Origin of the sequence: Capnocytophaga sputigena (assembly GCF_900446695.1) — a bacterium.
GTDB classification, from domain to species: domain Bacteria; phylum Bacteroidota; class Bacteroidia; order Flavobacteriales; family Flavobacteriaceae; genus Capnocytophaga; species Capnocytophaga sputigena.
The window spans coordinates 65757-90569 of sequence record NZ_UAVP01000011.1; the positions used below are offsets into that span (position 1 = coordinate 65757).

Genomic DNA, 24813 nt, shown 5'->3' on the forward strand with positions numbered 1-24813 from the left:
GGTGTCAGTTAGGCTACAGCTTCTCTAATTTCATTAATCATTATTTCAACTTCTTTGTTGATACGACGGAAATTGGTCATAAGGATTTCGTTTTTGCGGTCGTTGCCTGCATTGTCTTTGAATGAATAGTAGGTAGGCATTTTCACGTAATTGGCTTCCTCGTGTTTGATAGCTTTCATATCAAGGTTGATTTTACCTGAAATAGCTGATGTTTTAAACTCTTCGGTGGCATTGTCTTCGCCTTGTACGACCATACCTACCATTTCACCTGTGCGTTGCCCTGCAATTTTGCCCGCGGGTATCATTACATCCATCTTTTCGCTGATGGTCATATTGGTACCTTGGTTGGAGATAGATTCCGAGTAGCTTTTTTGTTTGATTTTACCAAAGAGTTTTTCAAGCCAATCAAGGGTACCCTTGTCGCGCACAGCTCCTGAGAGGATATTCCCCATAATAGCTGAAATGGTTTCGGCTACTTCTTTTTTGTAGAATTGTCGCAATTGAGGCTGCTCTTGTAAGCCAAGCATTACTGCTACTTTATTGCTACGTGCAGTAGCGACGAGGTTGTCTATCTTGTGAATATAGATAGTAGGGAACTCATCGGCGATAAGTCCGCTGTAGAGATTACCTTTGTCGTTTATCTGACTTATCACTCTATTGAGCACTGCTGAATACAAAGCTGAATTGATGTCCTGTGTGCGCGGGTTGGAGGCGAGAATGAGGATAGAGGGATTTTCAGGATCGGATATTTTGAGTTGCACTTCGTTGCCACTGAACACCCAAAAGCTTTCTTTGGTTGCCAAGCGAGATAGGAAAATCTTTATAGTGCCTATTTGTCCTTCAAGCTGGTCAAAGGCTTTGTTTTCATAGGCTGATTTGAAAGGCGACATAAGCGATACTAACTCTTCATTGGTAAAGAGAGTATCGAATATCTCTTCGTAACTGCGATTCATAAAGGCTAATATATGAGGTAGGTCAGAGTATTTGCCATTCTCATAGGTAGCAAAGTAATAGATAGTAGAGGCAAGAAAATTCACCGCTGACTGCGTAAAGAACTGTTCAGAGCCACCCCCGCCAGAACTGCCTCCTTTTTGCAAGGCACTTACCATAGATTCAGCCATTTCTTGGGCTTGTGCTAAGGTGTTGATATATTCTTTTTTAAAAGGATTTACTCTTCGGGAGTACTCTACCTCATCAAGGTTTACCACGTGAAATTTGTGCTTGTAGTTAGGGTCGGTTTTCTTCTTTAGTAAGTGGTGGTAATAGGCAATTTCGCCTAAGCTTGGAAACTTAAAGTCGTAGATACACAAACAAAAACCTTTGCCTACCAACTGACGAATAGCAGGGTTAATCACCCCAAAGGACTTACCAGAACCAGGGACTCCAATGACCATTGAACCACGGAAAGGGTCGATATTCATCCAGCCTTGGTGCGTTTGTTTTTGGTAGCGGAACTTGTAAGGGATGTTTACAGAGGTAGGTGTTTCTACAAGTTCCCTATTTTGGTCGAAACTCTCCTCTTCGGTATTCCAACGGTCTTTATCCATTTTAGTTTGCATTAGTTTAGAAATACTATCAGCACCTTTTTGAGTGATCATCGTCCCTGCATACGAAAGCAGGAGGTAGCCTAATTGATAACCATTGAGATAGGGCACTACATAAGGTAAATTGGGATTGCCCGCTCCCCATACAAGGGCTAAAGAGCTTATGATCATTATCAGTCCCACAGATATGGGCAAAAAGATTTCTTTGGTTGCATCTAAGTCGCGTTTCTTTTTAGCTCGTGTGCCTATAGCTACCAAGGTAATTAGTACAAGAGTGCTCTGCTTGGCATTGATAGGAGGAAAGAATACGCCCATCTTTGCAAAGCTTTGCAAGATATTAGATAGCACAGGTATCTCGGCATTTTGAAAGAAAAGAATTAGGCAATCCAAGGTTACGACTCCATAGACCATTTTTTGGAAGAAGTCGTATATTTTGATTTGGTTTTGTTGTTCTTGCATACTCATAGGCTTCAGGTTTTAGGTTTCAGGTTGTAGGGGTTAGAAAGTATCGGCTTGTAATACATCGGAGTAATTGACTTTCATATCAATCACACGCCCTGAGATTTGTTCCTCGATAAGGCGTATCTTTAGTATTTTGCTATTGGGAAAAGTAAATTTCTCAAACACAAAAATATTGCGATAGTTCTTGCGTATTTTAGTTTGATTATTGAGTGCATATAAAGGGGTTAGCAAAATACTTTGGTTGTTGGTAGCTTTGTAAATCTTTTTATCCTCGATACTGAACTTCATAGCGTCGATATTGCAAGGTAGGTTAGTAAGGTTTTCGATACTGATGTCTAAGAAGATGTAATCATCTATCACATAAACATTGTTTAGTAGCATTTTGAGTTTCAGCTTCTTTTTCTTGCGAATAGGCTTCTTGATTTTCTTTGCTTGAATATCCAAGGCAAAGCGTTTGAGCTCGTAATTAGAGTATTTGAGTTTAGGATATTCTAATGGTTGCATATCTTCGGCTTTGATATGAATATTAGAGGCTAACCAGTTGTGCTCTTGCTCTTGGTAAATGGCGCGGTATTGCGCTAAAAACGATTGTCCTACTACTGTGATAATCCCTATATCCATTCCTGAACGCAATTCCTTTTTTTGAGTTGCATTTTCGATTAATTCATCTCCACTCTGTTCCACTTTAATGCGGGCAATGTTCTCAGAGGGCAAATCACCTATGAGGTAGTTGGTAGAGAGGTCTACAAACTGAATGGGTTCGGGGGCGATGATGTGAATATTTACCTCTTTACCCATAAAGATAATGGGGAGGTTATCTACATTAATTTGATTGACAAGGGTTTGTGCTTGTGCTTGTCCTCCCCCAAGAATGGCAAATAATGCTATAGAGAGTTTTGTAATGATATTATTCTTCATTTTTGTTTAAATCTTGTTCGTTAATTAAATAGATGTAAGAGTTGTACTTGAGTTTTACTTTATTCTTGCGAATGATAGCTGCTACAGCTTCGGAGGTAGAACGGAATAGATTAGAGGCAAGGCTGGTAAAGAAACCTTGACCTGTTTCTACATTCACTCCTTGTACGGAGCTCGCTCCTAACTCTCGAATCATTTCTCTAAAGGCACTCGCAGGCACGTATAGCCCTTTGAGCCCGTCCATATCGTAAATGGAAAGATTGATAGGGTAAATCTCATTATTGGTCATTATCGATACGATACTCAGGTAAACGCGCTGTTGTGAAAAGCCTGCAATCTCAGCATATAGGAAGCTACCTTTTCTCACCAATCTCTTCTGCTTTTTACCTATGAAAATATCTTCCAAAAGGCGTATACGAATGCGACTTCCTAAATAGCCTTTGATGTTTTCATCTATTACCGCTTTGATGTTGTTACCCTCTTTCTCTTTAGAGATATGATTAAAATTCCCTAAGTTATTTGCTTTGGTAACCTCTAAACTGCGATTGAGAAAGGCTTCGCGTTTTTCTTTATTGGCTTTTAAACGCTCTGAAGCTGCTTTCTGCCTTATTGCTTCAGGGTCTTTAGATTTCTCCAATGAGTCTAAGAATAACATCTGCTCTCGTAAGCCCTTTACAGGATCGTACTCTTTCTCCTCTTTTTCTTGCTTGCTACTCGCTGTAGGCTGTTGCGACTCATTAAGCATACGAATCATCTCTTTAGAACGTTCATAATCTTTATCGTCTTGTGATTGCAATGAAGATTGAGAAAAAGCACTGTTGTTAGGGCGGTAATAGGTGTTATCTCCTATCTTTGTAACTTTGCTATTAGCGTTGCGCTTGCGCTCGTATTCCAAAGAATCCAAATAACGCTTTTGAGCATCATTCAAATTGTCGGAGTAGTTGTAAAGGCTATCGCTTTCCTTCTCAAAATCTTGAATCATAGAACGACTATCGTTTGTATTCTCAAACATCTTGTCGTAAGCGTCGTTTTTGTTCATTATGGGCGTTTCCACCTTTCCTAAAGAGGTACTCAGGTCTTTCTGTGCTTGCTCCTTTTTATCGTCTTTACTAAATAGGTCTATTGCTTGATAACCTATGAAGCACACAAAAGGCAAAGCAATGAGAGGAAAGATATACTTGGGTTGCTTGAAGTTGATTTTTTTCATTGCTGACTTTGGTTTTGTAGGGTTTGATACTGCTGATATAAAAACTCAATTCTAAGGCTATCAGAAGGGGTGAGCTCTCCTAATTCGCGTTTAGCTTTATATCCTTTTAGTTCCTCAGTAATGTTTTGCATTTGCTCTTGTCTGTTCTCGTTTTGCCTGATAATTTTGCTACTTTGCTCATAAAGCATTGGTATCATACCATTGTTAGCTTGCTGAGACAAACGTATATCCCAAATAGTACTTCCTATAAACGACAGCACTAAGAAAGTCATCGCATAGAAATAAAACTTTTTAGGATTGGCATACAACCATTTACCTACTGAGGTTTCTTTAAATCTCTCTTTGAGTCTTTCTTTGAGCTTTTTATTAGGTTGCTGTTCTTGTTCCTCTGTTTGAGGCTCTATTGAGGTGTTTTGTTCTACTTCTTTTTCCATTCTAATAGCTGTATTTTTGTTTGACAGATAGTTCAGTATTATCTAAGATATTCCAGTTTTCTAAGAGCACTCCGTGTGCATTGTTAGGCGTTCTGGGTATATCCTTAAAAGTACCTTGTGTAATGAGCTTTCGTATGATAAGACTTGTCTTTCTATTAATCATCTGTGTACCATAGTACATAAACCTTTTGCTGTTCAAATCAATATTGATAGAGTCTGTTTGTATGGACACAGTTGCATTAGAGGAGATGATTTGGTTATACCAACCTTTTTCGGTTAAGTTACTTCGCTCTTTTTTTGCTGAATCATCCATAAGATAGAGTGCTTTATCAATATTCTTATTGATATACTCATCATCAGGAGCTAAAGTGAAAAATAAGCGGTGAAATAGTTCCACTTGTGCCTTGTACTCTACGGGGCGATTTAGGAGTTCATCAGTTTGTTTGACCAACACGGGTACTCCATTGTCTAAGATATAGATAGACTTTCGAGAGTCCTGCACGATTTTGTAGGAATAGCTAAACCCTACGATCACGATAACAATAGCAAATATCACGGTAGCTATAGCCATTGTTTTGTTGATTTTGATACGTTTTTCTATGTTTTTTACTATCATTGTGAATTGAATTTGTTATCTAGATTTAGGTACATCAGGCATTCTGTTGATATTCTTGCTAACAGCATCAAAAGTACTATTTGCTACTGAGTTTTTCACGCTATTTGCTAGTGAACGTCCCGCGTTTACAGTACCTCCTACAGCCTTACCACCTGCTGAAACTGCACTAGCTGCTTTGCTTGCTGCTCCTTTGGCTTTGGTCATTATACTAGCTCCTCCAGCTGAAACTACTGAGTCGGCAATAGTAGGTGTCATTAGTACGGCTAATCCAGTTATTACATAGCCTACGCAAGGGAAAATCACAGAGTTCATCATACCGCCATAGGTGGTATATGCCATTAGAAGTCCTTGATTGATCACGTTGCCATTGGCATCGACTATCGTTGAAAGACGTGTAATATCCATAGTGTAGCCTGCCATTATAATCTGTTGCCCTATATTGATAATCGTATAGGCTATAAAAGTGTATAGATTGATATTGATAAACTTAGAAACCCAGTTCGTCAGCGAACTTTCAAAACCTGGTATGAGCGACATCCCAACGGCTATAGGCCCTAAAACTATCAGTATATACGACCATACCTTTTGTATAAAGAAGATGAGATAGACCCCCACCCTTAAAATCATTAAACATATTAACTCAATAGCTTCTCCTATGATTTTTTGCATTTTATAATTGAGTCTCTCCAATCCATCTTCAATAGGTGCTGTAAGTTTATCCCATTGATCGCCAAAAGCTTCTCCTACATCACCATTGCCTACTTTTGTCCAAAAGTCCTGCTTTTTAGCCATAAGAGCTGCTCTTTCTTTGATAGTAGCATCTAATACTTGCATTTGTTTGGTATAGCGAGTTGTCCGAAGATTATTGGTTGTCTTCTCTATCTCTTGGAAAACACCCTTGGGCATTTCAGCAAGTTTTAGAAAAGGATATTGTACCATTTGGGTGAAAGGTACCCAGTAGATGAGTATAAGTCCTATGATAACGGGTTTAATCATTGGCTCTACGTCCCATTCGGCACTTCCGCTTTGCATTCTAAAACCTATGATTGAAAAGTAAATAAGCATTCCGAGTGCTCCGATAGCTTTTCCCAGTATAGAGGCTTGGTAGGCGTAACTTTCTATAAAAGTATCCAAGTGCGTAAAGGCTTCCATAAACCACTCTTCAAAGTCGCCACTACCTTTCATAAACTTTACGGTTTTATCTCCTTGTTCCATACTAGGTGGTGGCGGGCCTATTATAGATGAGCCCGCCCCTGAATAAGGAGGTCTGGGTTGTGCTAAAGAAGCAGGAGTTGCTAATATAAAGAGCAAACTTGCTATAATGATTGTAATTTTCTTTAAGTTCATATACTTAGAATTTATGTTTGTATTGTCGCATTATACCTTTCATTATTTGTACATCTTCAACATAAGGAGCTATTTCATCGGTAGCCTTATAAGAATCATTGAGGAGTCGTTCTGTTTCTAAAAACCACTGATTGATATTCCCCGTGTTCTGTAGCATACGTTTAAATTCTCGCCAGCCTATCAGTGCTTTGTGATACATTAAAAATCGCTTGCCTCGTGGCATATCCAATGTAGTTGCCTTTTCGTAAATTCCTTTGATGATGTCTAACTTCTCTTGCAAAGGCTGTAATTGTCCTGTGTGTTTAGCATTCTCAAACGCTTTTTCATCTTTAAAACCCCATTGTGAATAAGTCTCAGGTTTGTCTGGAAACTCTTTAAGAGGGGTGAGCATTCTTTTATAGTACAACAAGAATAATGGGTCGGCTTTGACGGTTAAAGATGTCCAATGTGCCATATCACTGAGACTGCGTTTATAAATACTATCTACGTGCTTTTTGATGGTTTCTGCTTCTCTTTGCATTACTATAGCTTTGAGCTGCCGTTGTGTCTCTAAGCCTGTAGCACTGAGCGGACGGATATCCTCACCATCCATATAACGGTGGTTATACTTGCGCCCGTTGTAAGAAAGCCATCCCCATACCATTGAATGGTTCTTGCTCAATTGAGGACCAACCTTCGTCCCAAATATTGTATAATACTCTGCTTCGGGCTTAAAATCTCCCCACTGTTGAAATACCTGCCGTTTTTCTTGTGCATTGAGGGCTTCATCTCTTACCTTGGTAATTTTATACTGAGCAAAGACCACAGTAGAAGCTAATAGGCACACATAAAGAATAGTTTGTTTCATCGTATTAATATTAATAATGTTTATAACGTCTATACTTTTGCATAATCTCTTCAACAAGTTGTTTGTCGTGTTCTACAAAGTTGTTGAATACAGGTATAGAATAGATGTAAGCACGACTCTTGTTAAACTCTATGATATTGATAACGTTTAAAATAGACACATTTAATAAACGTAACTTCATATATATACGGTCGAGAAGTGCATCTCTATCGGCTGAGTCCATCAATCGTTTTCTGTCTTCTGTTAAGAAAGCTTTCCGCTCTTCAATAATTGACAATACTTTAGAATACACTTGATCTGTTTCTTTTTTGATCCAAAAACTGTATTGAGGGTTTTCTACAGCTAATCTGTTCATCTTTCTAAGATTCCCTATAACACTAAAAACATAATCTTTTATATATTTGATTTGCTTGCTTTGACCAAAAAGAGAATTAACATTATATAGATTTTGGTAAATTTTCTCGTGGATAGCTACTACTTGTACTATTTTTTTATTAGACTCTTCATAAAACTCTTTCTGTTTTTTAAAGATACTATTAAAGTTTGCTAAACTCGCTTCCCTTGTTACGTGATTGGCACTGATATGTGCCAATAAGGAACTATTGATCACCGTCTCATAGTAGCTTTGGGCTTGTAGTGTAGTTACTGCAGAAAAGAAAAGCAATACAGATAGTTGGATAATTTGTTTCATATACCAAGGCTTTTTACATTTTTTAAAATATCTTGTGCTAACTCCTTATCTCGGTCTATATAGTACTGAAATAAGCTTCTTCTGCGCTGTATAGCATAACTTGTCTCACGAATGACCGTAAGAGTAGCATAAGAATCATTATAGAGTCTATCAACTTCACTGAGAGCATAGTCCAATAATATTTGGCGTTCAGCCCGTTCCATTTGGTTGATAGCCCCGTAAGAGAGTACTATACCTGCTAAAAATCGGGTAACCATTTGCAAATCGTCTATAAAATTGATTTGTTTGGGCAGGATAATAGGAAAAGCTTCTCTAAAAACATCAGGTGCATTGTGCATTTCTCTGTAAATCTTCTGTTGCACTTGTTTTATTTCTTTGGCTCGCTCACTTATTACATAGCCCGTAGGAATTGCTTGTAGGGTAAAATCTACTATCCGCAAGCGGTCTTGTATCTTGCGACCTGTTTCCTTATACTTCTCCCATTGACTTCTATTAAGTGCTTCAGTAGTAGTATTGAGCGTTTGTTTGTTGTTCAGCGTTTTTTGTCGCTCGTTTTCATCTACTGACCGTTCTACCTCGTTGTTAATCATTACGGGGGATAACGATTCTTTTTCCAAAGGAGCTCTACTTCTCCCTCCTGAAGAGCTGAGCCAAAAACCTAGAGTACATACTCCGATGAGATAAATAACCTTTTTCATTAGAAAGTGTGTTTGAATTTTCGCATTATGTTTTCTACTATATCCTTATCGGTATTGATATATTGGTCGAAAGGACTGATAGCCCTCCAAAAGCCAATACGCTGAGCATTTTCCATTCCTATTTGAATGGTCAAAAGCCATAGTTTAAAGGAACGTATTTTGCTCTCTATAGAATCTAATAACCTATAACGGTCACCAGCTGTCATTAGGTTTTTACCCTTACTATCAATCACGCTGTTAATCTCTGCCGTGAGCTTGAGTATTTCCTCGTAAGCCTTTTCACTTGCTTTTACTCCAAAGACAGCGTACTGAGGATGTTTCTTAGCAAGGGTGAGTACATTAGAAGAATACTCTTGGCATTGCTTGAGTTGCTCCCATATATTTTTGAGTTGCATTCCGTTGGTAATGGTAGTAGAGACTTCTGTAAGTCCTTTATATACTTTTTCTTGTACCTGATTAACCAATGCCATTTGACCACTTATAAAGGTTTGCGCTTTTTGCAATTTGGTTTGCTCATCGGCAATTTTGTTCTGACCATTTTTAAGCGAAATAGCATAACCTGCCATTGAGGCTGTAACAGCTGGATCAAAATAAATGGTTTGTGCCTCTCCTATCGCAGGCAACAACATTGTGGTAAGTAATAATTTAAATAGCTTGTTTTTCATACTGTTGTGTGTTTATAAGTTCAGATAAGGGTAATTCTCTGTCTTTTACATATTGGTCAAATTTCTTTAAGGTATCTTTAGGGTGCTCCTTCTTGAACTCCTTAAAGAATGCTACTACTTTTTCATCTAAAGGCTTTTTATAGAGGTTTACCAAGGCAAATATGGCATCTGTCTTTTCTTTGTATTTTTTTACATCGGCTACAAAAGCGTCTAAGGCTTTGTCGTAATTACCTAATGCTTTTACATAGTACAGAATAGCTGATTTTTCAGGCTTTTCAGTAGTATAGGTAAGATATTGTTCCATAGATACTTCGTTACCATATACCTCTCCTTTAGCCCCTCGCTTTAGATAAAACTCTTTAAAACGCCCTCTACCTGTTTTGTTGTTTAGGTTATTAATCGTAAAGATTTTGTTTTGCTCTACTTTGTTGAGCGACAATAAAGCTGCTATACGGTCGAAATTGTCCTTAAACTTGGTTTGGTCAAGTAGTATGAACGTATCGGAGTTATTGATAATAGAGTCCTTTACTACCGTATTACCGATGATATCGTCTAACTCTTGGGTAACTACTACCGCTTCACCCCAAAACTTGCGCACTGTTTTGTACAGATAGAGTATATAACCTCCCATTAGTTTAGAGGCAATGGCTTTCCACGCTTCCTCAATAATGAGGGCTTTACGCCTATCACTGCGCAAACGCATTTTTTGAATGAACGTATCCATAATAATGAGTGTTACTATGGGGAACAGCTTTGGATTGTCTTTCACGTTGTCTATCTCAAAGACAATAAATGGCTCGTAAAACAAAGAACTATCGGCATTTTCGTTGAGTGTGGTACCATAGCGTCCACCTCTGTAAAAATCTTTGAGTACAAAGAGAAAAGTACGCAGGTTAAACTCTTGTTCCGTAATGCGGTGGTGCTTGTTGTTCATATACACAGGCAGGAACTTCTCGCAAAAGTCGTAGAAGGTATTAAACGATAGCTCTTGTATTTTAAATTCTTCTGCTACCTTTTTCACGCGTTTTACAATTGCTTGTCTTTGTCTATCAGTCTCTAATTCTTCATCATCTAAGGGGATTATTTCTCGTTTTACAGTAATAAGAGCTGCACTTTCATTATAGGCTTTGCGCCTTTTTTCATCAGAAAGAGTGTCGTAAGCTTCATATATTTTATAAAACAAGTCGTCCGTATTAACATCTAACTTTTCTTTGCGCTTATCAGGGTGATACTCTTTTAAAAGTTTGCGCCCTCTTTCTTTTATCTCTTCAGTGCTGGCATCTAAAGGAAGTCCCAGTATATCATAGAAAGTCTCTTCCTCGTTGTTGTCTAAATCTTCTTCATAGATGTTGAACTTATTGAGATAGAGCAATAACTCCTCATTTGTTTTGGCTTTGTACCACTGGGTATCTCCCTCAAAATGTTGATGATAGTAGGCAAGGAGCGCGTTGTCTATAATGGATTTCTGAGCGGGGGACATTGTTGCATCAGCTCCTTGCCATATTAAGAAAATGAGATTGGTGAGAAATTCAGTTTTTTCAATGTTAAACTCTTCTTTGCCTACTGCAAAAGGATTCATTGTAATGGGCTTTTCCTCTGTATACTGCACATAGCGACCTCCTTTATAGGAACAAGTACCTGAATAAGAATCACCCGTGTCTACGATTACTACATCGTAGTTATAAGTGAGGTATTGCTCTACAATATTGTTCATCAAGAACGATTTACCACTTCCCGAAGGTCCTAAAACAAACTTGTTGCGATTGTTGATTCGTCCTGTTTGGTAAGGTAAATCTGAAGTGTCTACCTTTAATGGTACTCCTTGTCTATCAGCAAAACGCAAGTAAAAATTAGATTTTTCACTTATTGGGTAGCTCTCTTTAAAAAAAAAACACAAGCCCGCTTCGCTCGTCGTGGTAAACAAATCGTAGTCCTGCAACTCTACCGCATTGCCTATAATAGCTGACCGAAATAACTCCATTTGGTTGTAAGCATTCTTAGAAATGATGATTCCCTTGGTAAAGAGTTTGCTCTCAATAGTGGATTGTGTTTTCTCCATTTTCTCCAAGGTATCACAAGCAAAAACTAACGAAAAGTGAGCGTCTACTATAATCTGTCCATTGACAGCTATATCGTGCAAAAGCTCCTGAATTTCTTGGGCTACTATAGCATTGGAAGGGGCATTTTTAGCTACTCCATCGTGTTTTTTCATTTTCTTTTCTAACTCTCGTTGGCGTGATACTTGGGGAGGAATAGCAATTACTTGATTGTAGACAATTGTTTGATATGCTTCTAACTCGTTGAGAAAAGAAAAATTATCTACTGCTAAATAGGCTACTGTACTGCTACCGCCTAAGCGTGAATAGGTTTCTATTTCATTAGGTAACTCTATGTTTTCTACATCCACGAAAGAGACTGTTTTGACAAATGAGCTGCCTATGCGCAAATACTCATTGGTAGATTTGATATTGTCAAACACGGGTACTTCAGCAAACTGCATTGTGAGAGTACCTCCGATGTAATACTCAAAATCTTTCTCAAATAACCAATCGGGGTCACATTCATTTTGCTCTAACAACATATAGACCTTTTCGCACTTGTCTCGTAGCTCCTTGTAAGCCCTTTCTGAAAATTTATATTTGCTTTTCTTCTTATCCAATAAATCGGTGAAAAGTAGTAAGGTGTCTATGGTCTTATAAATGCGTCCGTTGAAATGGTCAGAGTATTTCTGTTGTAAATAGGTATTTTCTTTTTCAGATACATATCGCTTTTTGGCAAAAATATCTACTTTCTGCACGATGTGTCCTTCTCCTACAATAGCAATTACTTGATTGAGAATAGTGTGAAACTGCTCATAACGTTCGGGGTCGGCTGAGTATTGTTCTACTATATTTTTAATACGAATGCCTATCACAGGATTGCCATACTGCCCAATGAGCACATCGTACTTCCAACCGTGTTCACTGCCATAGTCGTACCCTATAAAAGGAAATTCAAAAGCCTTTGTCTTCATTTTGATATTCTTTTCTTGTTAAAAAGGAACGTTATCATCTGATTGATTTGCAAGTGCTTGTCCAAAAGCGTTAAAAAACTCTCCCTGCTGTGCTTGTTGATTTATTGGAAAAGGCGTTGTCTGTGTTTGTGTTTGTGCAGGAACAAATTGTCCTTGGCTTGGGTTGTAAGACACCTGTTGCATTTGTATAAGGTCTATTTTCCAACCTTCTACTGTGTTGAAATACTTTACCTCTCCTTGAGGAGATACCCATTCACGCCCTCTAAGGTTATAATGTACTTTTACTAACTGTCCTTTTTGCAAATTGTCTAAAAGTGCACAACGCCCTTGTGTGAACTGAATGATAATATCATTAGGGTATTGCTCTTCTGTGATGATAACTAAATCTCTTTTTTGGAAGCCATTGCTACCAACTGTCTCTAAAGAAAAAATTTCTTTAATACGTCCTTGTATTTCCATAGTTATAATGATTTAATTTGTTGTTTCTTTTGTGATGATTTTCTGAATTTTTTAGGAAAGATGTGTATTTCATCATTGTTTCTCATCTTGTTATACAAACCTTTCGTCTTCTGATTGTGAAAGGTGTACCATACCCCTCCTATGCCTATACCTGCTCCTATAAGAGCTCCAAAAAAGCCAATGAAAGAGGGTAAGGAAGCTAAACAGATAAGTCCTCCTAAGGCTGATCCTAAAGCGTAATAGATGTACTTATCTTTGAGTCCGAAAAAGACAAGGGGTTTTTTAAGCCCCTTGTACAGATAGAAGCCCATAGGTTGATACTTTTTTAGTTGAGACCAAAGAATGCTCCTACGAAAATAGGCACTAAGATGAGGAACAAACAAGCACCTCCCCAACCGAGGATTTCCTTGTTGATGTCTTGATCACCATTTGTCCACTTGTTGTAGATACGTAACCCTCCAATGAGACCTACAATACCTCCAATCATCATAATGAGTATTTTCAAAGGCCCCCAATAGCTCTTAATACTATTGGCAGCATCAGTAATAGCACCTGCACCTTGTGCAAGTATAGGAGTCGTGACACAGATTCCTAAAAGTAACAAGAGTAGTAGTTGCTTCCTCGTTACAGATTTTTGAATGTTTAACATATACAAAAAATTAAAATTAGTTTTTTTTATTTAGGTTGTACAGAGGCTTTGTATACCTTAATCCCATCATCTCCCTCTCCACTAACCACGACTTGTACACTGGTCTCTGCCATATTCAAAATGTCTTTAAATCGCTCTCTATTAGCTTTTAAGTACTCTTGCTTCTGTTCTTTGGTAAGCTCTGTACTTTCGTCTCCAGTATTTTCTGGAGTTGTATGGGTGTCGGTATTATCAGCCTCATTAGTGTTGAGTTGTTCTTCCTCTTGGTGTTTTCTCATCATCGCTTTCAACACTTCGTCAGGTGCTGTGGCAGTTTCATTAGCAGTAGAAGGAAATAAATCATTCTCATCTATTTCTGTACTACTGCTGGTTGCCATCTCTTCGACATCGCTAAAGTCTATATTAGTGACTTTGTTTTCCTGTCCTATCCCCGATAGAGAAAACTCTTGTTTGTCTTCCTCCTCTATAGGAAGTTTTTCTTTTTTGAAGTACAAGTCGTATAGGATATTCCCTGCATAATAAAGGATGTAAACAATAATTACTATTTGAAAAAATGTTGTCATTAGTGTATTAATTAATGGGTTAAGTAACTACTTTTATAGGCAATCAGTTGTGCTATCATACCTCTAAACTCTCGTTTGCTAAGGGCATAGCGCAAACCTATATCAATGATTTCATTGAGGTCTACTTCAAAAGTGCCAAACTTCACCAATTCGATGTGTAAATCATTGCTCATACTAATGGTTCTATCACGCCTATTTTCCTCATTTTCTATCCAGTCTCTGAGGAAGTCCTCCGTGTTTATTTCGTTGTATTTCCGCTCCAATTGTATGTTAAAAGGCAGTTTAAATGGTTTCATTGATGTATTGGGTTAATTCTTCAAAGGTTTGTTTAACAGCATTCTTTTGTCCATACGAAAGGAGACGAGTGTTAATGCTCTGCAAGTCATTGCGCTTGTAGATAGGCGTAGGTAATAATCTACCATACTTGCCAATCTCCTCGTCCATTGCTTGCTGATTGCGGTAAAAATATCCTTTGTCGTACTTAGAACGCACAAATACCCTATTTGCTTGGCTTTCTATCATTCCCAATAGATTGATAAATACCATTGTAGATTTTACCGATACATCAGAATACTCAAAAGGAATGATGATAAAGTCACTGTATATGAGCAAATCAATATAACGCTCGTCTAATGTTCCTGCTAAGTCAAAGAGGTATACTGTCTCTTCTTTTTTCATATCCATTAAGGTCTGAAAATCTAAAAGACTCTCTTGGTTGTCGTCGCCTATCACCTCTACCTCATAGAGTTGGGGGATAGAAAGCATTTTATCTTCTTCCCATTTTTGATGGAAAGATTTCTGAAAGTCAAAGTCAAAAGCTTTTACTTTTTTCTCCTTTACTAAGGTGAGGTAGTTAGCAAAAGCAACCGCTAAGGTAGTCTTGCCTACCCCTCCTTTTTGGGTAGCAAATGTTATAACCATTTTATTTTCGTTTTTTACGTCGTTTTTTTAATTGTTTATCTAATTCGTCTTCTGTGGTATTGCGTGGAGCATAAGTACTTTTACCCAAAGCTTTAAAGATGTCTGCTACATCGTTTAAAACCTCTGAGATTTTTCCGCTTGGGCTGTGTTTGAGGTCAGTTTGGCTTCTAATCTCAGAGGTACTGTGTATGGATGTTCCTACGATAAATGCTTGGTATTCCTCTTTATCTAAAAGAAAGGATAGCTTGTGTATTTGGTGATAACGCTCGTGTATAGTGTAATACGCTCCGTTATCGTCTTGCTCTAAAATGACAAAATCATCGTCCTGTGCATTATGAATATGTTGTCTTACATCTTCTTTGAGCTGCTGAAAATCAGGATTGCTCTCTTTGCTTTTAAAGCGTTTGTTTTCAAACAACATAAAATCTTTAACTCCTACTCCTTCTTTGAGCAAGTACTGTATAAGTATTTGCTTTTCTTTATCGCTTCTCAGATTGTAGTCCTTTAGGCGTTCAAACTCTCTTTTGTCAATACTATTTTCTGTAAAGTCAAAGATGTCTTTCATCTTAGCTATCTCACTGCCTTTATACACCTGTTGGTTTTTATTGTCAATAAGCGTATAACCAAAAGGCTGTTTATCGTCTTTAAAGTGAAAAACGATGTCTATCCCAAAGATTTGGCACAGTTTTTCTTGTAACTCACTCACATATTCTATCTGTGGCGGAATAGGCTCTTGCGATAGAATGTTTCGTTCGTATAGTCCCTGTTGAACTCTATCATCTATCACCTTAAAAACTTTATTGCTGTACAAGTCTTTGTACTTATCTATAAAGGCTTTGATTTGCTTAATGCGCTTATCGCCTTTTTGCTTCTCTTGGTAATGGAGTTTATCACTGAAAAGTGTTTTCTGAACAACACCATTGTACAATATATCCACCTGATTAGGGGTGTCATCACTTTGAACTAGTTTAAAACCATTACGTGTGAGTAGCATTTCTAACTGCTGAAGGTTGCTAAACCTATATTGCAAAAGCTTCTCTATAGTAGCTTGATGATTTGTGCCTAATACCTTTTCCATTGCCTTTGCTAAGGCTTGTTGGGATTTAAGTCGCTCAAAGCTGTCGTTTATCTTCTTGCCTGTGTTTTTATCTACACGGGTAGAAACAATATGCACGTGGTTGTTTTCGGTGTCCTTGTGAAAGACTACAAGATAAGGTTGCTGTCCATAGCCCATCTCTTGCATAAAATTATCGGCTATCTCAGTGAGCTGCTCCTTACTGTGTTCTTGGTACTTTGTTGATATTACCGCGTGAAATTGTGGTTTTCGGGTGCGTTCACTTTCTGAGATGGCTTTAAAGTAATTTCTTACCTCCTCTTGAGAGCTGCTCTCATTGATAAATGAAGGAAAGTTTTTCATCAGCATTAGCTCGCCCTTCTCGTTATGTACTTTCTTGTCGTTGTACTTTACTCCGTGAAAGTCCCTGCTTGCTGAGCTAAGAATTTTTACTATCATTCGCAATGAGTTTATATATCTGCCTAAAGATTTGGTTTTGTTCAGCCTTGAGCTTTACAATCTCGTCTAAACGCTGAGTAAAGGCAATGAGCTCTGCTCGGTGTACCTCCTTCTTGGCGTTGGCTACATAAGCGAACTGATTGATATTGTTTTCAATCTTAGCAAAGATGTTGTCTTGTTTTTCAATAAACTTTAAAACCTCACGTCGTTCTTGTACGTTTATATTACCTTCCACTGCTGATATTATCAAATCGGTGAGGGTAGTTTTTCTTTCTGCACTTAACCTTTTCCACCGTTCTTTCTGACTTTCAGTAATTCTAAGAATAAGGTATTTTGATTTGTTAAGAGCTGTCTTTTCCAACGTCTTTAGGTTTAAATTTTTGGCAAAGTAAGAGAGGTTTTTTAAGGTGCGCAATAGGTGAAGAGGGGGTGTAGACTATAATAGACTATAAACAGCACAAATGGACGTAACTTTTTAAAAAATAGACTATTTTATACATAAATAGACACAAATAGACGGTATTGGTGTTTATTGGATTCTATTGGTACGTATTAGAACGTAAAATATTGGGTTTTTGAAGATTTTTTGATGTATGATTTCTATTTCCGTTGCAGAAAGAAAAACAAGTTCCGCAGTTTTTCTCCCCTTTTAGCTTCCTTTGTAAAAATGCAGACGATAGGCAAATTTTTCAAAGAAGCTAAAAGGCAAGATGAGTCTTTGTATACCGTTTTTTCAAAACTGTGTATATACAAAGACACATCTTGCTCCCAAAACCGCGACCAAATACAGAATTGAAGAATATTGTTGATTAATAATGAGTTATAGTTTTAGAGGATTTTAGTTGCAGAAAAAGAAGAAATGGGAGGTCGGTGTACTATATGTTTTTATATAAATATAATATATAATAATATAGGAATTTTCTTGTAAATTTTATAAACACTTATAAGCCAGAAGTTTAATGAATTGACCCTATACTATTTTACGCACCCCTTTAGGGATACCCTGTACTATTTTACGCAGGTTAGCAATTGACCCTATATTATTTTACGCCCCCTTTAGGGATACCCTGCACTATTTTACGCAGGTTAGCAATTAACCCTATATCATTTTACGCATCCTTTTGAGGATACCCTGTACTATTTTACGCAGGTTAGCAATTGACCCTATATTATTTTACGCACCCTTTTGGGGATACCCTGCATTATTTTACGCAGGTTAGCAATTGACCCTATACTATTTTACGCACCCTTTTGGGGATACCCTGCACTATTTTACGCAGGTTAGCAATTGACCCTATACTATTTTACGCACCCCTTTAGGGATACCCTGTACTATTTTACGCAGGATAGGGATTGACCCTATATTATTTTACGCACCCTTTAGGGATACCCTGCACTATTTTACGCAGGTCTTAAGAATTTTGTAATAAGTGAGAGTAATCCTCAGGAAGTTCTGCATCTATTTCTCTCAAATATTGTTGCAAAGCTGAAAGGGTAGCGTGCCCTGTAATGAGCATTAATCTATCATAAGTTTCATATTGAGAATATTGTGTGCGTAACTCTCGATATAGTTTCGTGATAAAGGTATGTCTAAAAGAATAAAGACCATAATCTTTACCCAAATTTAGTTCGTCTTTTACTTTCTTAAACCTTTTAGTCCAATAATCTCGTTTATTCATTTCTTCAGTCTGCCAATCTCCTACACCAGTAGGAGTAAATAAATAATGATTAGGGCTAAGTCCTTTAAAATGTTGTATTTCATTGAGCAAAATTTCAGGTATGATTTTTATTTTTACCAACTTATTTTTAGCTCTCACGTTTAGTTTAGCACCATCAAAATCAATATCCTTAACTTGTAATCTACAAACTTCAATAGGACGCAAAAAATTATAAGAAACGAATTTTACAAATAGTAGTAAATCTCTATCTTTTTCTTCCATAAGAGTAAAAATATCGTCTTGCTGATTTTGAGTATAGGTTTTGTTACGTTCAGGTTTAGCTTGTAACTTCTTGATTTTTTCAACATTATTATGCTGAATAATCTCATTTTCTTCTAATGTACTAAAAATGGCATTCAGTACCGCAAGAGTGTTATTTCGGTTACGAGGACTTGATTTTAACAGTACTGAATTGAGAAAGTCATTTATTTCTTTCTTAGTAATATTACCTATGGGAGTATTTTCTAATCCATTACTTTTTAGAAACTTTTGAAACTGACCTATCCTATATTTGTAATCGGAAAAGGTCTTGTCCGAAACACTACTTTTCTTTAGGTTTAAAGCAAAATCAAGGGCTGAGATTGCAGTATACCCACTGTTTTGAGCAATGGTTTCAGGACTAATTTCAGGTTGTTCAGCATTAGGAGTATAACCACTCTCCAAAATATTCTCTATGATATTTCGCAAAGAGTGGATTTTTATATACCTGCTATCAAAATCCTTGTGCTCTTGGTTTATCTTAAAGAAGATAGAAGGCTGTTTTATCATTTTGCCATCTTCATTTCTGAAATAGTAATAAACATACCATCGTTTGTGCTTTTTTAGAATCTCTTCTTTTTCTCTTTCAGAAAAAGCTGAAAGTCTTTTTTCAGAAATAATTTTTGGATAAATTTTAGGGGCAGAATATTTCTTCTTCATAAGTTCTTTCAATTTTGTATACTCGGAAATATACTCGGTTTTATACTCGCTTTGTATAAGTTGGTAAAGTGTAGACATAAAAAAATACGCTCTAAGGCGTATTTTTATTAGGTTTTTAGTTTAGTAGCGGGAACTGGACTCGAACCAGTGACCTTCGGGTTATGAGCCCGACGAGCTACCTACTGCTCTATCCCGCGATTTCTGGGTGCAAAAGTACAACCTTTTTTTTAAATACCAAACTTTTGGAAAACTTTTTTTGTACTTTTTTAATCTTCTAAATATATTCTCTTGATTCTGTGTGCCATAGAGGTGATCAATTCATAAGAAATAGTACCTGCTGATTCGGCTAAAGTTTCAGCTGTATGAGTTTTATCAAATACAATTACTTCATCACCTTCTTGACAAGAAATTTCAGTAACATCTACTAAGATCATATCCATACACACATTACCTATGATAGAAGCTTTTTTTCCATTGATAAATACGAAACCTTTCCCCTTGCCATAAATACGATTGATACCATCTGCATGACCTACAGGAATTGTAGCAGTTCTGGTAATATGATCGGCAATGTATCCTCGATTATAGCCCAAACTTTCACCTATTTGCAAAGTGTGTAGTTGTGAAATAACACTTTTCAGCGTCATAATAGGTGTAAGATATTGCTGCAATTTGACATCATTAGCGAAACCATACATACCTATACCACAACGCACCATATCAAATTGTGCTTGAGGATAGTTTAGTATACCTGAAGTATTGCATTGATGATAGATTACTTTATGAGTAAATGTTTTGTTTATTTTTTCTTGAAAAGCTATAAAAGTATTGATTTGATTTTCTGTAAATTCTTTCTCATTCATATCTTCAGAAGCAGCTAAATGAGAATAAGCAGTTTTCACTTTTACAGTAGTATTGTTTTTTAACAGAGCAAGTGTTTCTTCTATTTCACTTAAGTCAAAACCTAAACGATTGAGTCCTGTATTACATTTAAGGTGTACTGGATAATTTGCTAACTGTTGAATTTTAGCATAGTCTAAAAATAATTGGGCAATACGCTGTGAATATAAAGTAGGTTCTAAGTTATATTTTACAATATCATTAAAGTTTATAGGTTGTGGATGTAATACTAAAATAGGAAGAGTTATTCCAGCTTTTCTAAGAGCAATTCCTTCAGAAGTATAAGCTACTGCAAAATAATTAACTAATCCTTTTTTTTGCAAATGAGAAGCTATAGCTACAGAATTATTTCCATAGGAAGAGGCTTTCACTACAGCTAAGAACAAAGTTGTAGGTTTAAGTCGGTTTTTTAGGTAATGAATATTTTTTTCTAAGGCAGTAAGGTTGATTTCTAAAGTGGTTTCTTCTGTTTTCATTTTTTCTTTAATTTTTCTAACATTAATTTTGTTTGTTCTGAAAGTACTAATCTACCTGAAATAGCAGCATTATCAATCAGTTCTTTTTCCCAATGTTCAGTGTGTTGCCAAGTAATACGTTTCATTTCAGACAAAGCTATAGGATTAGATTTTAGCAAGGTGGTTATGAAGTGGTCTATAGCTTCATCCATATCTTTTGTATTTTCAAATACGCGAGCTACCAGTCCTTTTTGTTGAGCCCAGTATGCACTTTTCCATTGATCAGGAGCCATAAATAGTTCATTGAGAGTTGATTGTCCTGCTTTTCGAAGAATGGCAGGAGCTATTACAAAAGGACCTATACCTAATGATAGTTCAGAGAGTTTGATACTTAAAGTTTCGGTAGTAAACACATAATCTAATGCAGCGAGTAACCCTACTCCTCCTCCAACAGCTTTACCTTGTACACGACCAATAATGAGTTTTTTGCAACGACGTATTGCTAAAAAAAGGTGAGCAAAGCCCTCAAAAAATTGTTTACCTTCTTCTTCATTTGTAACCGCTAAAAGCTCATCAAAAGAAGCGCCTGCACAAAAAGCTCCATCTCCTTCACTTTTGAGTAGAATAACACTTACCTCTTCATTTTCAGAAAGAATATTGATTTCTTTAGTGAGTCTGTTAAGTAGCTCTAGAGGGAAGGAGTTTGCATTTGGATGTCCAAAAGTAGTAACAGCTAGCTGTTTATCTATTTTTGTATATAAAGAACCTTGTAATCTATCAGTCATATATTATTGTATAATTTGGGGGCAAAAATAAAACTTTTTTTATAAATAGGTTTGGTAATTCAAAAAAATATTTTACCTTTGCCGCGCAAATGGGGATGTAGCTCAGTTGGCTAGAGCGTTTGGCTGGCAGCCAAAAGGTCGTGGGTTCGAGCCCCATCTTCTCCACAAATAAAAAAGCTATCCTTTGGGATAGCTTTTTTATTTTTCAATTACATTTAAAATTAGTGAAATCTTGTTTCTAATTTGATATATTCTAAAAATTCCTTTCTAACTTCAGGATCTTTAAACTTACCACCAAACTCAGCAGTAACAGTACTGCTATCAATATCTTCTATACCACGAGAATTGACACATAAGTGTTTAGCATCTATGATACAAGCTACATCTTCGGTTCCTAAAGCTTGTTGCATTTCTTGTACAATTTGCATTGTAAGCCGCTCCTGAACTTGTGGACGTTTCGCGTAATACTCTACTATACGATTCATCTTAGAAAGCCCTAAGACTTTACCATTAGAAATATAACCTACATGGGCACGTCCTACTATAGGTAACAAATGGTGTTCACAAGTGGAATATACTACTATATTCTTCTCTACTAACATTTCCCCATAGTGGTAAGAATTATTGAAAGTAGACATTGAAGGTTTTCGTTCAGGAAGTAAACCTCCAAAAATTTCTTTTACAAACATTTTTGCTACACGTTTTGGGGTACCTTTTAAACTATCATCATTTAAGTCCATTCCCAAAGTGTGGAGGATAGCACGTACATGCGTTTCTATCTCAGCTATTTTTTCAGTTTCATTTAACTGAAAAGCATCTGCTCTAAGAGGTGTGACAGCTGAAGTAGCAATATGGTTGTCACCTAATATATCTTCTTTTTGATTTTTATTCATTACTTATTTTTATATTATGAAAGTGCAAAGTTACTAATTATTCATCAAAAGTTAAAACTTTTTTGTGTTTTACATCTTGGTTAGTAATAGCTAAATGTATTACTTCTTCCATATCAGTTACATAGTGAAAAGTAAGTCCTTTAAGGTATTCTTGTTTGATTTCTAAAATGTCTTTCTTATTGTCTTTACATAAGATATATTCTTTGATACCAGCGCGTTTTCCTGCTAGAATTTTTTCTTTGAGACCTCCTACGGGAAGTACTTTTCCACGCAAGGTAATTTCTCCAGTCATAGCAAGGTGCTTTTTCACGCGTTTTTGAGTAAAGAGAGACATTAGAGAGGTGAGCATTGCAATACCTGCACTTGGACCATCTTTAGGAGTAGCTCCTTCTGGTACATGTATATGTACATCGTAATTGCTAAAAAGCTTAGGGTTAAGGTTATATCTTTCGGCATTTGCTTTTAGATATTCCCAAGCGATGGTTGCTGATTCTTTCATTACTTGACCTAAATTACCCGTGATATTAAGCCCCCCCTTACCTTTCGATAAGGCAGATTCTATAAAAAGAATATCACCTCCTACACTCGTCCACGCCAATCCTGTAACTACACCTGCAACCTCATTGTCTTCATATTTATCACGTTCTAAACGAGCTGGTCCTAATATCTTTTCTATAGTTTCTATAGTAATTTTAGGGTCATAGGTTTCTTCCATTGCAAGATTTTTAGCTCCATAACGTACTACTTTAGCAATTTCTTTTTCTAAAGCACGTACACCAGATTCACGAGTGTAGCCTTCTACAATACGTTCTATTTCTTTTTTACCTAACTGCAAATCAGTATCTTTCATGCCATGCTCCTCTAATTGTTTAGGCAATAAATGACGTTTAGCAATTTCAGTCTTTTCTTCTATAGTATAGCCTGTTACATTGATGAGTTCCATACGGTCTAGTAACGCTGGTTGTATGGTGGAAAGATCATTGGCAGTAGCAATAAACATTACTTTAGAGAGATCATATCCCATTTCGAGGAAATTGTCATAAAATTCCTTGTTCTGTTCAGGGTCAAGTACTTCGAGCATTGCTGAAGAAGGATCGCCATGGTAACTATTATTGCCTAATTTATCAATTTCATCCAAAACAAAAACAGGGTTAGAAGTTTTGGCTTTTTTGAGTTGTTGTAGGATACGACCAGGCATAGCACCTATATAAGTTTTACGATGTCCACGTATTTCAGCCTCATCGTGTAAACCTCCTAACGACATACGAACATACTCACGATTTAAGGCTTTAGCTATAGAGCGACCTAAGGAGGTTTTTCCTACCCCAGGAGGTCCATAGAAACATAAAATAGGCGATTTCATATCATTACGGAGTTTGAGTACTGCTAAATACTCTATGATACGACGTTTTACCTCTTCTAATCCATAATGTTCTTTATCAAGAATTCTCTGAGCTCTTTTTAAGTCGAAGTTATCTTTAGAATATTCATTCCAAGGTAATTCTAATAGCACTTCTAAGTAATTTCGTTGAATACCATAGTCGGGACTATTAGGATTAGTTCGTTGTAATTTACTGAGTTCTTTTTCAAAAAGTTCTTTTATATTATCATCCCATTTCTTAGTCTTAGCTTTCTTTTTGAGTTCTTCTATCTCTTGCTCATACGATACTCCCCCTAATTCTTCTTGAATAGTGCGCATCTGCTGGTGCAGGAAGTATTCACGTTGTTGTTGGTCTATATCAAAACGTGTTTTAGATTGCACTTCATTACGCAAGGTAAGACGTTGCAAATCAATATTTAGATATTTTAAGATCGCTGTAGCACGTTCTTTAAGTTCATCAATCTCTAATACACCTTGTTTTTCTAAAACAGTGGCATTCATATTAGAGGAAATAAAGTTGATGAGGAATGAGTAGCTTTCTATATTGCGAATAGCAAAAGCAGCCTCTGAAGGGATATTTGGATTTTCCTGTATAATTTTGATAGAGAGGTCTTTTACAGCATCAATAGTCGCTTCAAACTCTTTATCGTTTGGTTCAGGTTTTACATCAGACATCTCTTTGATCACTGCTTTGATATAGGGTTTTTCTTCTACAATACTCTCTATTTCAAAACGTTTTTTACCTTGAATAATAATGGTTACATTACCATCAGGCATTTTTAGTACTCTAAGAATGCGAGCTACTGTACCGAAACGGAAAAGATCTTTTCCTTCAGGTATTTCGGTTTTTTCGTCTAATTGAGCAACTACTCCAATTGTTTTAGTAGTAGCATAGGCTTCATTAATTAGATGAATAGAAGCATCACGTCCAGCAGATATAGGTACTACTACCCCTGGAAAAAGCACAGTGTTTTTCAAGGGAAGAATTGGTAATACATGCGGAATGCGTTCACGCTCTATTTCTTCCTCATCTTCCAAAGTGAGAAGTGGTATAAATTCAGTATCTTCATCAATATGTTCAGCAACAAGGCTGTCAAAATTTCCTATATTCATATTTATATTGTTAGTAAGTGTCATTTTGTCAGTAGTTATTGTTTTATATAAATGAGATTATAATATTTACCATACTGACAAACAAGACTCTAAATAAAAAAAACTA

At 36.7% G+C, this 24813-nt stretch carries 24 protein-coding genes and 2 tRNA genes; 1 reads left to right on the forward strand and 25 read right to left on the reverse strand.

Going from position 1 to position 24813, the window contains the following annotated elements; all coding sequences use genetic code 11:
* Nucleotides 1-8 precede the first annotated feature (8 nt).
* From DR017_RS12345 to DR017_RS12460, 23 genes are all read right to left on the reverse strand, one after another.
* The gene (locus DR017_RS12345) at nt 9-2003 is read right to left on the reverse strand and encodes a type IV secretion system DNA-binding domain-containing protein (protein ID WP_172458413.1); all 1995 of its coding nucleotides are present in this window, start codon (nt 2001-2003) and stop codon (nt 9-11) included.
* Between the two features lie 39 nt (nt 2004-2042).
* On the reverse strand, nt 2043-2924 hold the full coding sequence (traN, locus tag DR017_RS12350) for a conjugative transposon protein TraN (RefSeq protein WP_002678288.1): 882 nt from the start codon (nt 2922-2924) through the stop codon (nt 2043-2045).
* Nucleotides 2914-4128, reverse strand: a complete 1215-nt coding sequence (traM, locus tag DR017_RS12355; RefSeq protein ID WP_002678012.1) for a conjugative transposon protein TraM — start codon at nt 4126-4128, stop codon at nt 2914-2916. The genes traN and traM overlap by 11 nt, the downstream gene beginning before the upstream one ends.
* Complete coding sequence (locus DR017_RS12360) at nt 4125-4562, reverse strand: hypothetical protein (protein ID WP_002678180.1); 438 nt, start codon at nt 4560-4562, stop codon at nt 4125-4127. The genes traM and DR017_RS12360 overlap by 4 nt, the downstream gene beginning before the upstream one ends.
* A gap of 1 nt (nt 4563) precedes the next feature.
* Entirely contained in the window at nt 4564-5178 is a 615-nt protein-coding gene (gene traK, locus DR017_RS12365; RefSeq protein ID WP_002678207.1) for a conjugative transposon protein TraK, read from the reverse strand.
* Between the two features lie 15 nt (nt 5179-5193).
* Nucleotides 5194-6525, reverse strand: a complete 1332-nt coding sequence (locus DR017_RS12370) for a TraJ family protein (RefSeq protein ID WP_002678023.1) — start codon at nt 6523-6525, stop codon at nt 5194-5196.
* Nucleotides 6526-6529: 4 nt separating this feature from the next.
* Nucleotides 6530-7372: a hypothetical protein gene (locus DR017_RS12375; protein WP_002678052.1), complete on the reverse strand. Its 843-nt coding sequence runs from the start codon at nt 7370-7372 to the stop codon at nt 6530-6532.
* A 10-nt stretch (nt 7373-7382) separates the two neighbouring features.
* Nucleotides 7383-8063, reverse strand: coding sequence for a hypothetical protein (locus tag DR017_RS12380; RefSeq protein WP_002678194.1), 681 nt, complete (start codon nt 8061-8063; stop codon nt 7383-7385).
* The gene (locus DR017_RS12385; protein ID WP_002678230.1) at nt 8060-8761 is read right to left on the reverse strand and encodes a hypothetical protein; all 702 of its coding nucleotides are present in this window, start codon (nt 8759-8761) and stop codon (nt 8060-8062) included. Before DR017_RS12385 ends, DR017_RS12380 begins: the two co-directional genes overlap by 4 nt.
* Complete coding sequence (locus DR017_RS12390) at nt 8761-9426, reverse strand: hypothetical protein (RefSeq protein WP_002678188.1); 666 nt, start codon at nt 9424-9426, stop codon at nt 8761-8763. Before DR017_RS12390 ends, DR017_RS12385 begins: the two co-directional genes overlap by 1 nt.
* Nucleotides 9407-12439, reverse strand: a complete 3033-nt coding sequence (locus DR017_RS12395) for a TraG family conjugative transposon ATPase (protein WP_002678240.1) — start codon at nt 12437-12439, stop codon at nt 9407-9409. Before DR017_RS12395 ends, DR017_RS12390 begins: the two co-directional genes overlap by 20 nt.
* Before the next feature lie 18 nt (nt 12440-12457).
* Nucleotides 12458-12898 (reverse strand): DUF3127 domain-containing protein, encoded by a 441-nt coding sequence (locus tag DR017_RS12400; protein WP_002678093.1) that lies wholly within the window; start codon nt 12896-12898, stop codon nt 12458-12460.
* Between the two features lie 2 nt (nt 12899-12900).
* Nucleotides 12901-13209, reverse strand: coding sequence for a DUF4133 domain-containing protein (locus tag DR017_RS12405; protein ID WP_002678238.1), 309 nt, complete (start codon nt 13207-13209; stop codon nt 12901-12903).
* A gap of 14 nt (nt 13210-13223) precedes the next feature.
* Nucleotides 13224-13547 carry a DUF4134 family protein gene (locus DR017_RS12410; protein WP_040360859.1) on the reverse strand — a complete coding sequence of 108 codons (324 nt, stop codon included), beginning with the start codon at nt 13545-13547 and terminating at the stop codon, nt 13224-13226.
* A 26-nt stretch (nt 13548-13573) separates the two neighbouring features.
* Nucleotides 13574-14110 (reverse strand): hypothetical protein, encoded by a 537-nt coding sequence (locus tag DR017_RS12415; RefSeq protein ID WP_002678175.1) that lies wholly within the window; start codon nt 14108-14110, stop codon nt 13574-13576.
* Nucleotides 14111-14121: 11 nt separating this feature from the next.
* On the reverse strand, nt 14122-14406 hold the full coding sequence (locus tag DR017_RS12420) for a hypothetical protein (protein WP_040360857.1): 285 nt from the start codon (nt 14404-14406) through the stop codon (nt 14122-14124).
* Nucleotides 14393-15031: a ParA family protein gene (locus DR017_RS12425; RefSeq protein WP_002678284.1), complete on the reverse strand. Its 639-nt coding sequence runs from the start codon at nt 15029-15031 to the stop codon at nt 14393-14395. The genes DR017_RS12420 and DR017_RS12425 overlap by 14 nt, the downstream gene beginning before the upstream one ends.
* Before the next feature lies 1 nt (nt 15032).
* On the reverse strand, nt 15033-16544 hold the full coding sequence (locus tag DR017_RS12430) for a relaxase/mobilization nuclease domain-containing protein (protein WP_002678099.1): 1512 nt from the start codon (nt 16542-16544) through the stop codon (nt 15033-15035).
* The gene (locus tag DR017_RS12435; RefSeq protein WP_002678242.1) at nt 16525-16905 is read right to left on the reverse strand and encodes a hypothetical protein; all 381 of its coding nucleotides are present in this window, start codon (nt 16903-16905) and stop codon (nt 16525-16527) included. Before DR017_RS12435 ends, DR017_RS12430 begins: the two co-directional genes overlap by 20 nt.
* A 1051-nt stretch (nt 16906-17956) precedes the next feature.
* Nucleotides 17957-19180 carry a tyrosine-type recombinase/integrase gene (locus DR017_RS12445; RefSeq protein ID WP_232755726.1) on the reverse strand — a complete coding sequence of 408 codons (1224 nt, stop codon included), beginning with the start codon at nt 19178-19180 and terminating at the stop codon, nt 17957-17959.
* A 124-nt stretch (nt 19181-19304) separates the two neighbouring features.
* Nucleotides 19305-19377 (reverse strand) — tRNA-Met (locus DR017_RS12450).
* 69 nt (nt 19378-19446) lie between these two features.
* A complete protein-coding gene (gene alr, locus DR017_RS12455) occupies nt 19447-20556 on the reverse strand; it encodes an alanine racemase (protein WP_002678030.1) in 1110 nt (369 codons plus the stop codon).
* Entirely contained in the window at nt 20553-21320 is a 768-nt protein-coding gene (locus tag DR017_RS12460; RefSeq protein ID WP_002678185.1) for an enoyl-CoA hydratase/isomerase family protein, read from the reverse strand. The genes alr and DR017_RS12460 overlap by 4 nt, the downstream gene beginning before the upstream one ends.
* Before the next feature lie 91 nt (nt 21321-21411).
* Between DR017_RS12460 and DR017_RS12465 the strand changes: the two genes are divergently transcribed.
* A tRNA-Ala gene (locus tag DR017_RS12465) sits at nt 21412-21485 on the forward strand.
* Nucleotides 21486-21541: 56 nt separating this feature from the next.
* Here DR017_RS12465 and folE read toward each other — a convergent pair.
* Together folE and lon are read right to left on the reverse strand one after the other, a co-directional pair.
* Nucleotides 21542-22213, reverse strand: coding sequence for a GTP cyclohydrolase I FolE (gene folE / locus DR017_RS12470; RefSeq protein WP_002678274.1), 672 nt, complete (start codon nt 22211-22213; stop codon nt 21542-21544).
* Between the two features lie 37 nt (nt 22214-22250).
* The gene (gene lon / locus DR017_RS12475) at nt 22251-24707 is read right to left on the reverse strand and encodes an endopeptidase La (RefSeq protein ID WP_002678236.1); all 2457 of its coding nucleotides are present in this window, start codon (nt 24705-24707) and stop codon (nt 22251-22253) included.
* Nucleotides 24708-24813 lie beyond the last annotated feature (106 nt).

Excerpts from the sequence above, each read along its gene's own strand:
- DR017_RS12345 (WP_172458413.1), bottom strand. The coding sequence starts at position 2,003 with ATGCAAGAACAACAAAACCAAATCAAAATATACGACTTCTTCCAAAAA.
- traN (WP_002678288.1), bottom strand. The coding sequence starts at position 2,924 with ATGAAGAATAATATCATTACAAAACTCTCTATAGCATTATTTGCCATT.
- traM (WP_002678012.1), bottom strand. The coding sequence starts at position 4,128 with ATGAAAAAAATCAACTTCAAGCAACCCAAGTATATCTTTCCTCTCATT.
- DR017_RS12360 (WP_002678180.1), bottom strand. The coding sequence starts at position 4,562 with ATGGAAAAAGAAGTAGAACAAAACACCTCAATAGAGCCTCAAACAGAG.
- traK (WP_002678207.1), bottom strand. The coding sequence starts at position 5,178 with ATGATAGTAAAAAACATAGAAAAACGTATCAAAATCAACAAAACAATG.
- DR017_RS12370 (WP_002678023.1), bottom strand. The coding sequence starts at position 6,525 with ATGAACTTAAAGAAAATTACAATCATTATAGCAAGTTTGCTCTTTATA.
- DR017_RS12375 (WP_002678052.1), bottom strand. The coding sequence starts at position 7,372 with ATGAAACAAACTATTCTTTATGTGTGCCTATTAGCTTCTACTGTGGTC.
- DR017_RS12380 (WP_002678194.1), bottom strand. The coding sequence starts at position 8,063 with ATGAAACAAATTATCCAACTATCTGTATTGCTTTTCTTTTCTGCAGTA.
- DR017_RS12385 (WP_002678230.1), bottom strand. The coding sequence starts at position 8,761 with ATGAAAAAGGTTATTTATCTCATCGGAGTATGTACTCTAGGTTTTTGG.
- DR017_RS12390 (WP_002678188.1), bottom strand. The coding sequence starts at position 9,426 with ATGAAAAACAAGCTATTTAAATTATTACTTACCACAATGTTGTTGCCT.
- DR017_RS12395 (WP_002678240.1), bottom strand. The coding sequence starts at position 12,439 with ATGAAGACAAAGGCTTTTGAATTTCCTTTTATAGGGTACGACTATGGC.
- DR017_RS12400 (WP_002678093.1), bottom strand. The coding sequence starts at position 12,898 with ATGGAAATACAAGGACGTATTAAAGAAATTTTTTCTTTAGAGACAGTT.
- DR017_RS12405 (WP_002678238.1), bottom strand. The coding sequence starts at position 13,209 with ATGGGCTTCTATCTGTACAAGGGGCTTAAAAAACCCCTTGTCTTTTTC.
- DR017_RS12410 (WP_040360859.1), bottom strand. The coding sequence starts at position 13,547 with ATGTTAAACATTCAAAAATCTGTAACGAGGAAGCAACTACTACTCTTG.
- DR017_RS12415 (WP_002678175.1), bottom strand. The coding sequence starts at position 14,110 with ATGACAACATTTTTTCAAATAGTAATTATTGTTTACATCCTTTATTAT.
- DR017_RS12420 (WP_040360857.1), bottom strand. The coding sequence starts at position 14,406 with ATGAAACCATTTAAACTGCCTTTTAACATACAATTGGAGCGGAAATAC.
- DR017_RS12425 (WP_002678284.1), bottom strand. The coding sequence starts at position 15,031 with ATGGTTATAACATTTGCTACCCAAAAAGGAGGGGTAGGCAAGACTACC.
- DR017_RS12430 (WP_002678099.1), bottom strand. The coding sequence starts at position 16,544 with ATGATAGTAAAAATTCTTAGCTCAGCAAGCAGGGACTTTCACGGAGTA.
- DR017_RS12445 (WP_232755726.1), bottom strand. The coding sequence starts at position 19,180 with ATGAAGAAGAAATATTCTGCCCCTAAAATTTATCCAAAAATTATTTCT.
- alr (WP_002678030.1), bottom strand. The coding sequence starts at position 20,556 with ATGAAAACAGAAGAAACCACTTTAGAAATCAACCTTACTGCCTTAGAA.
- DR017_RS12460 (WP_002678185.1), bottom strand. The coding sequence starts at position 21,320 with ATGACTGATAGATTACAAGGTTCTTTATATACAAAAATAGATAAACAG.
- folE (WP_002678274.1), bottom strand. The coding sequence starts at position 22,213 with ATGAATAAAAATCAAAAAGAAGATATATTAGGTGACAACCATATTGCT.
- lon (WP_002678236.1), bottom strand. The coding sequence starts at position 24,707 with ATGAATATAGGAAATTTTGACAGCCTTGTTGCTGAACATATTGATGAA.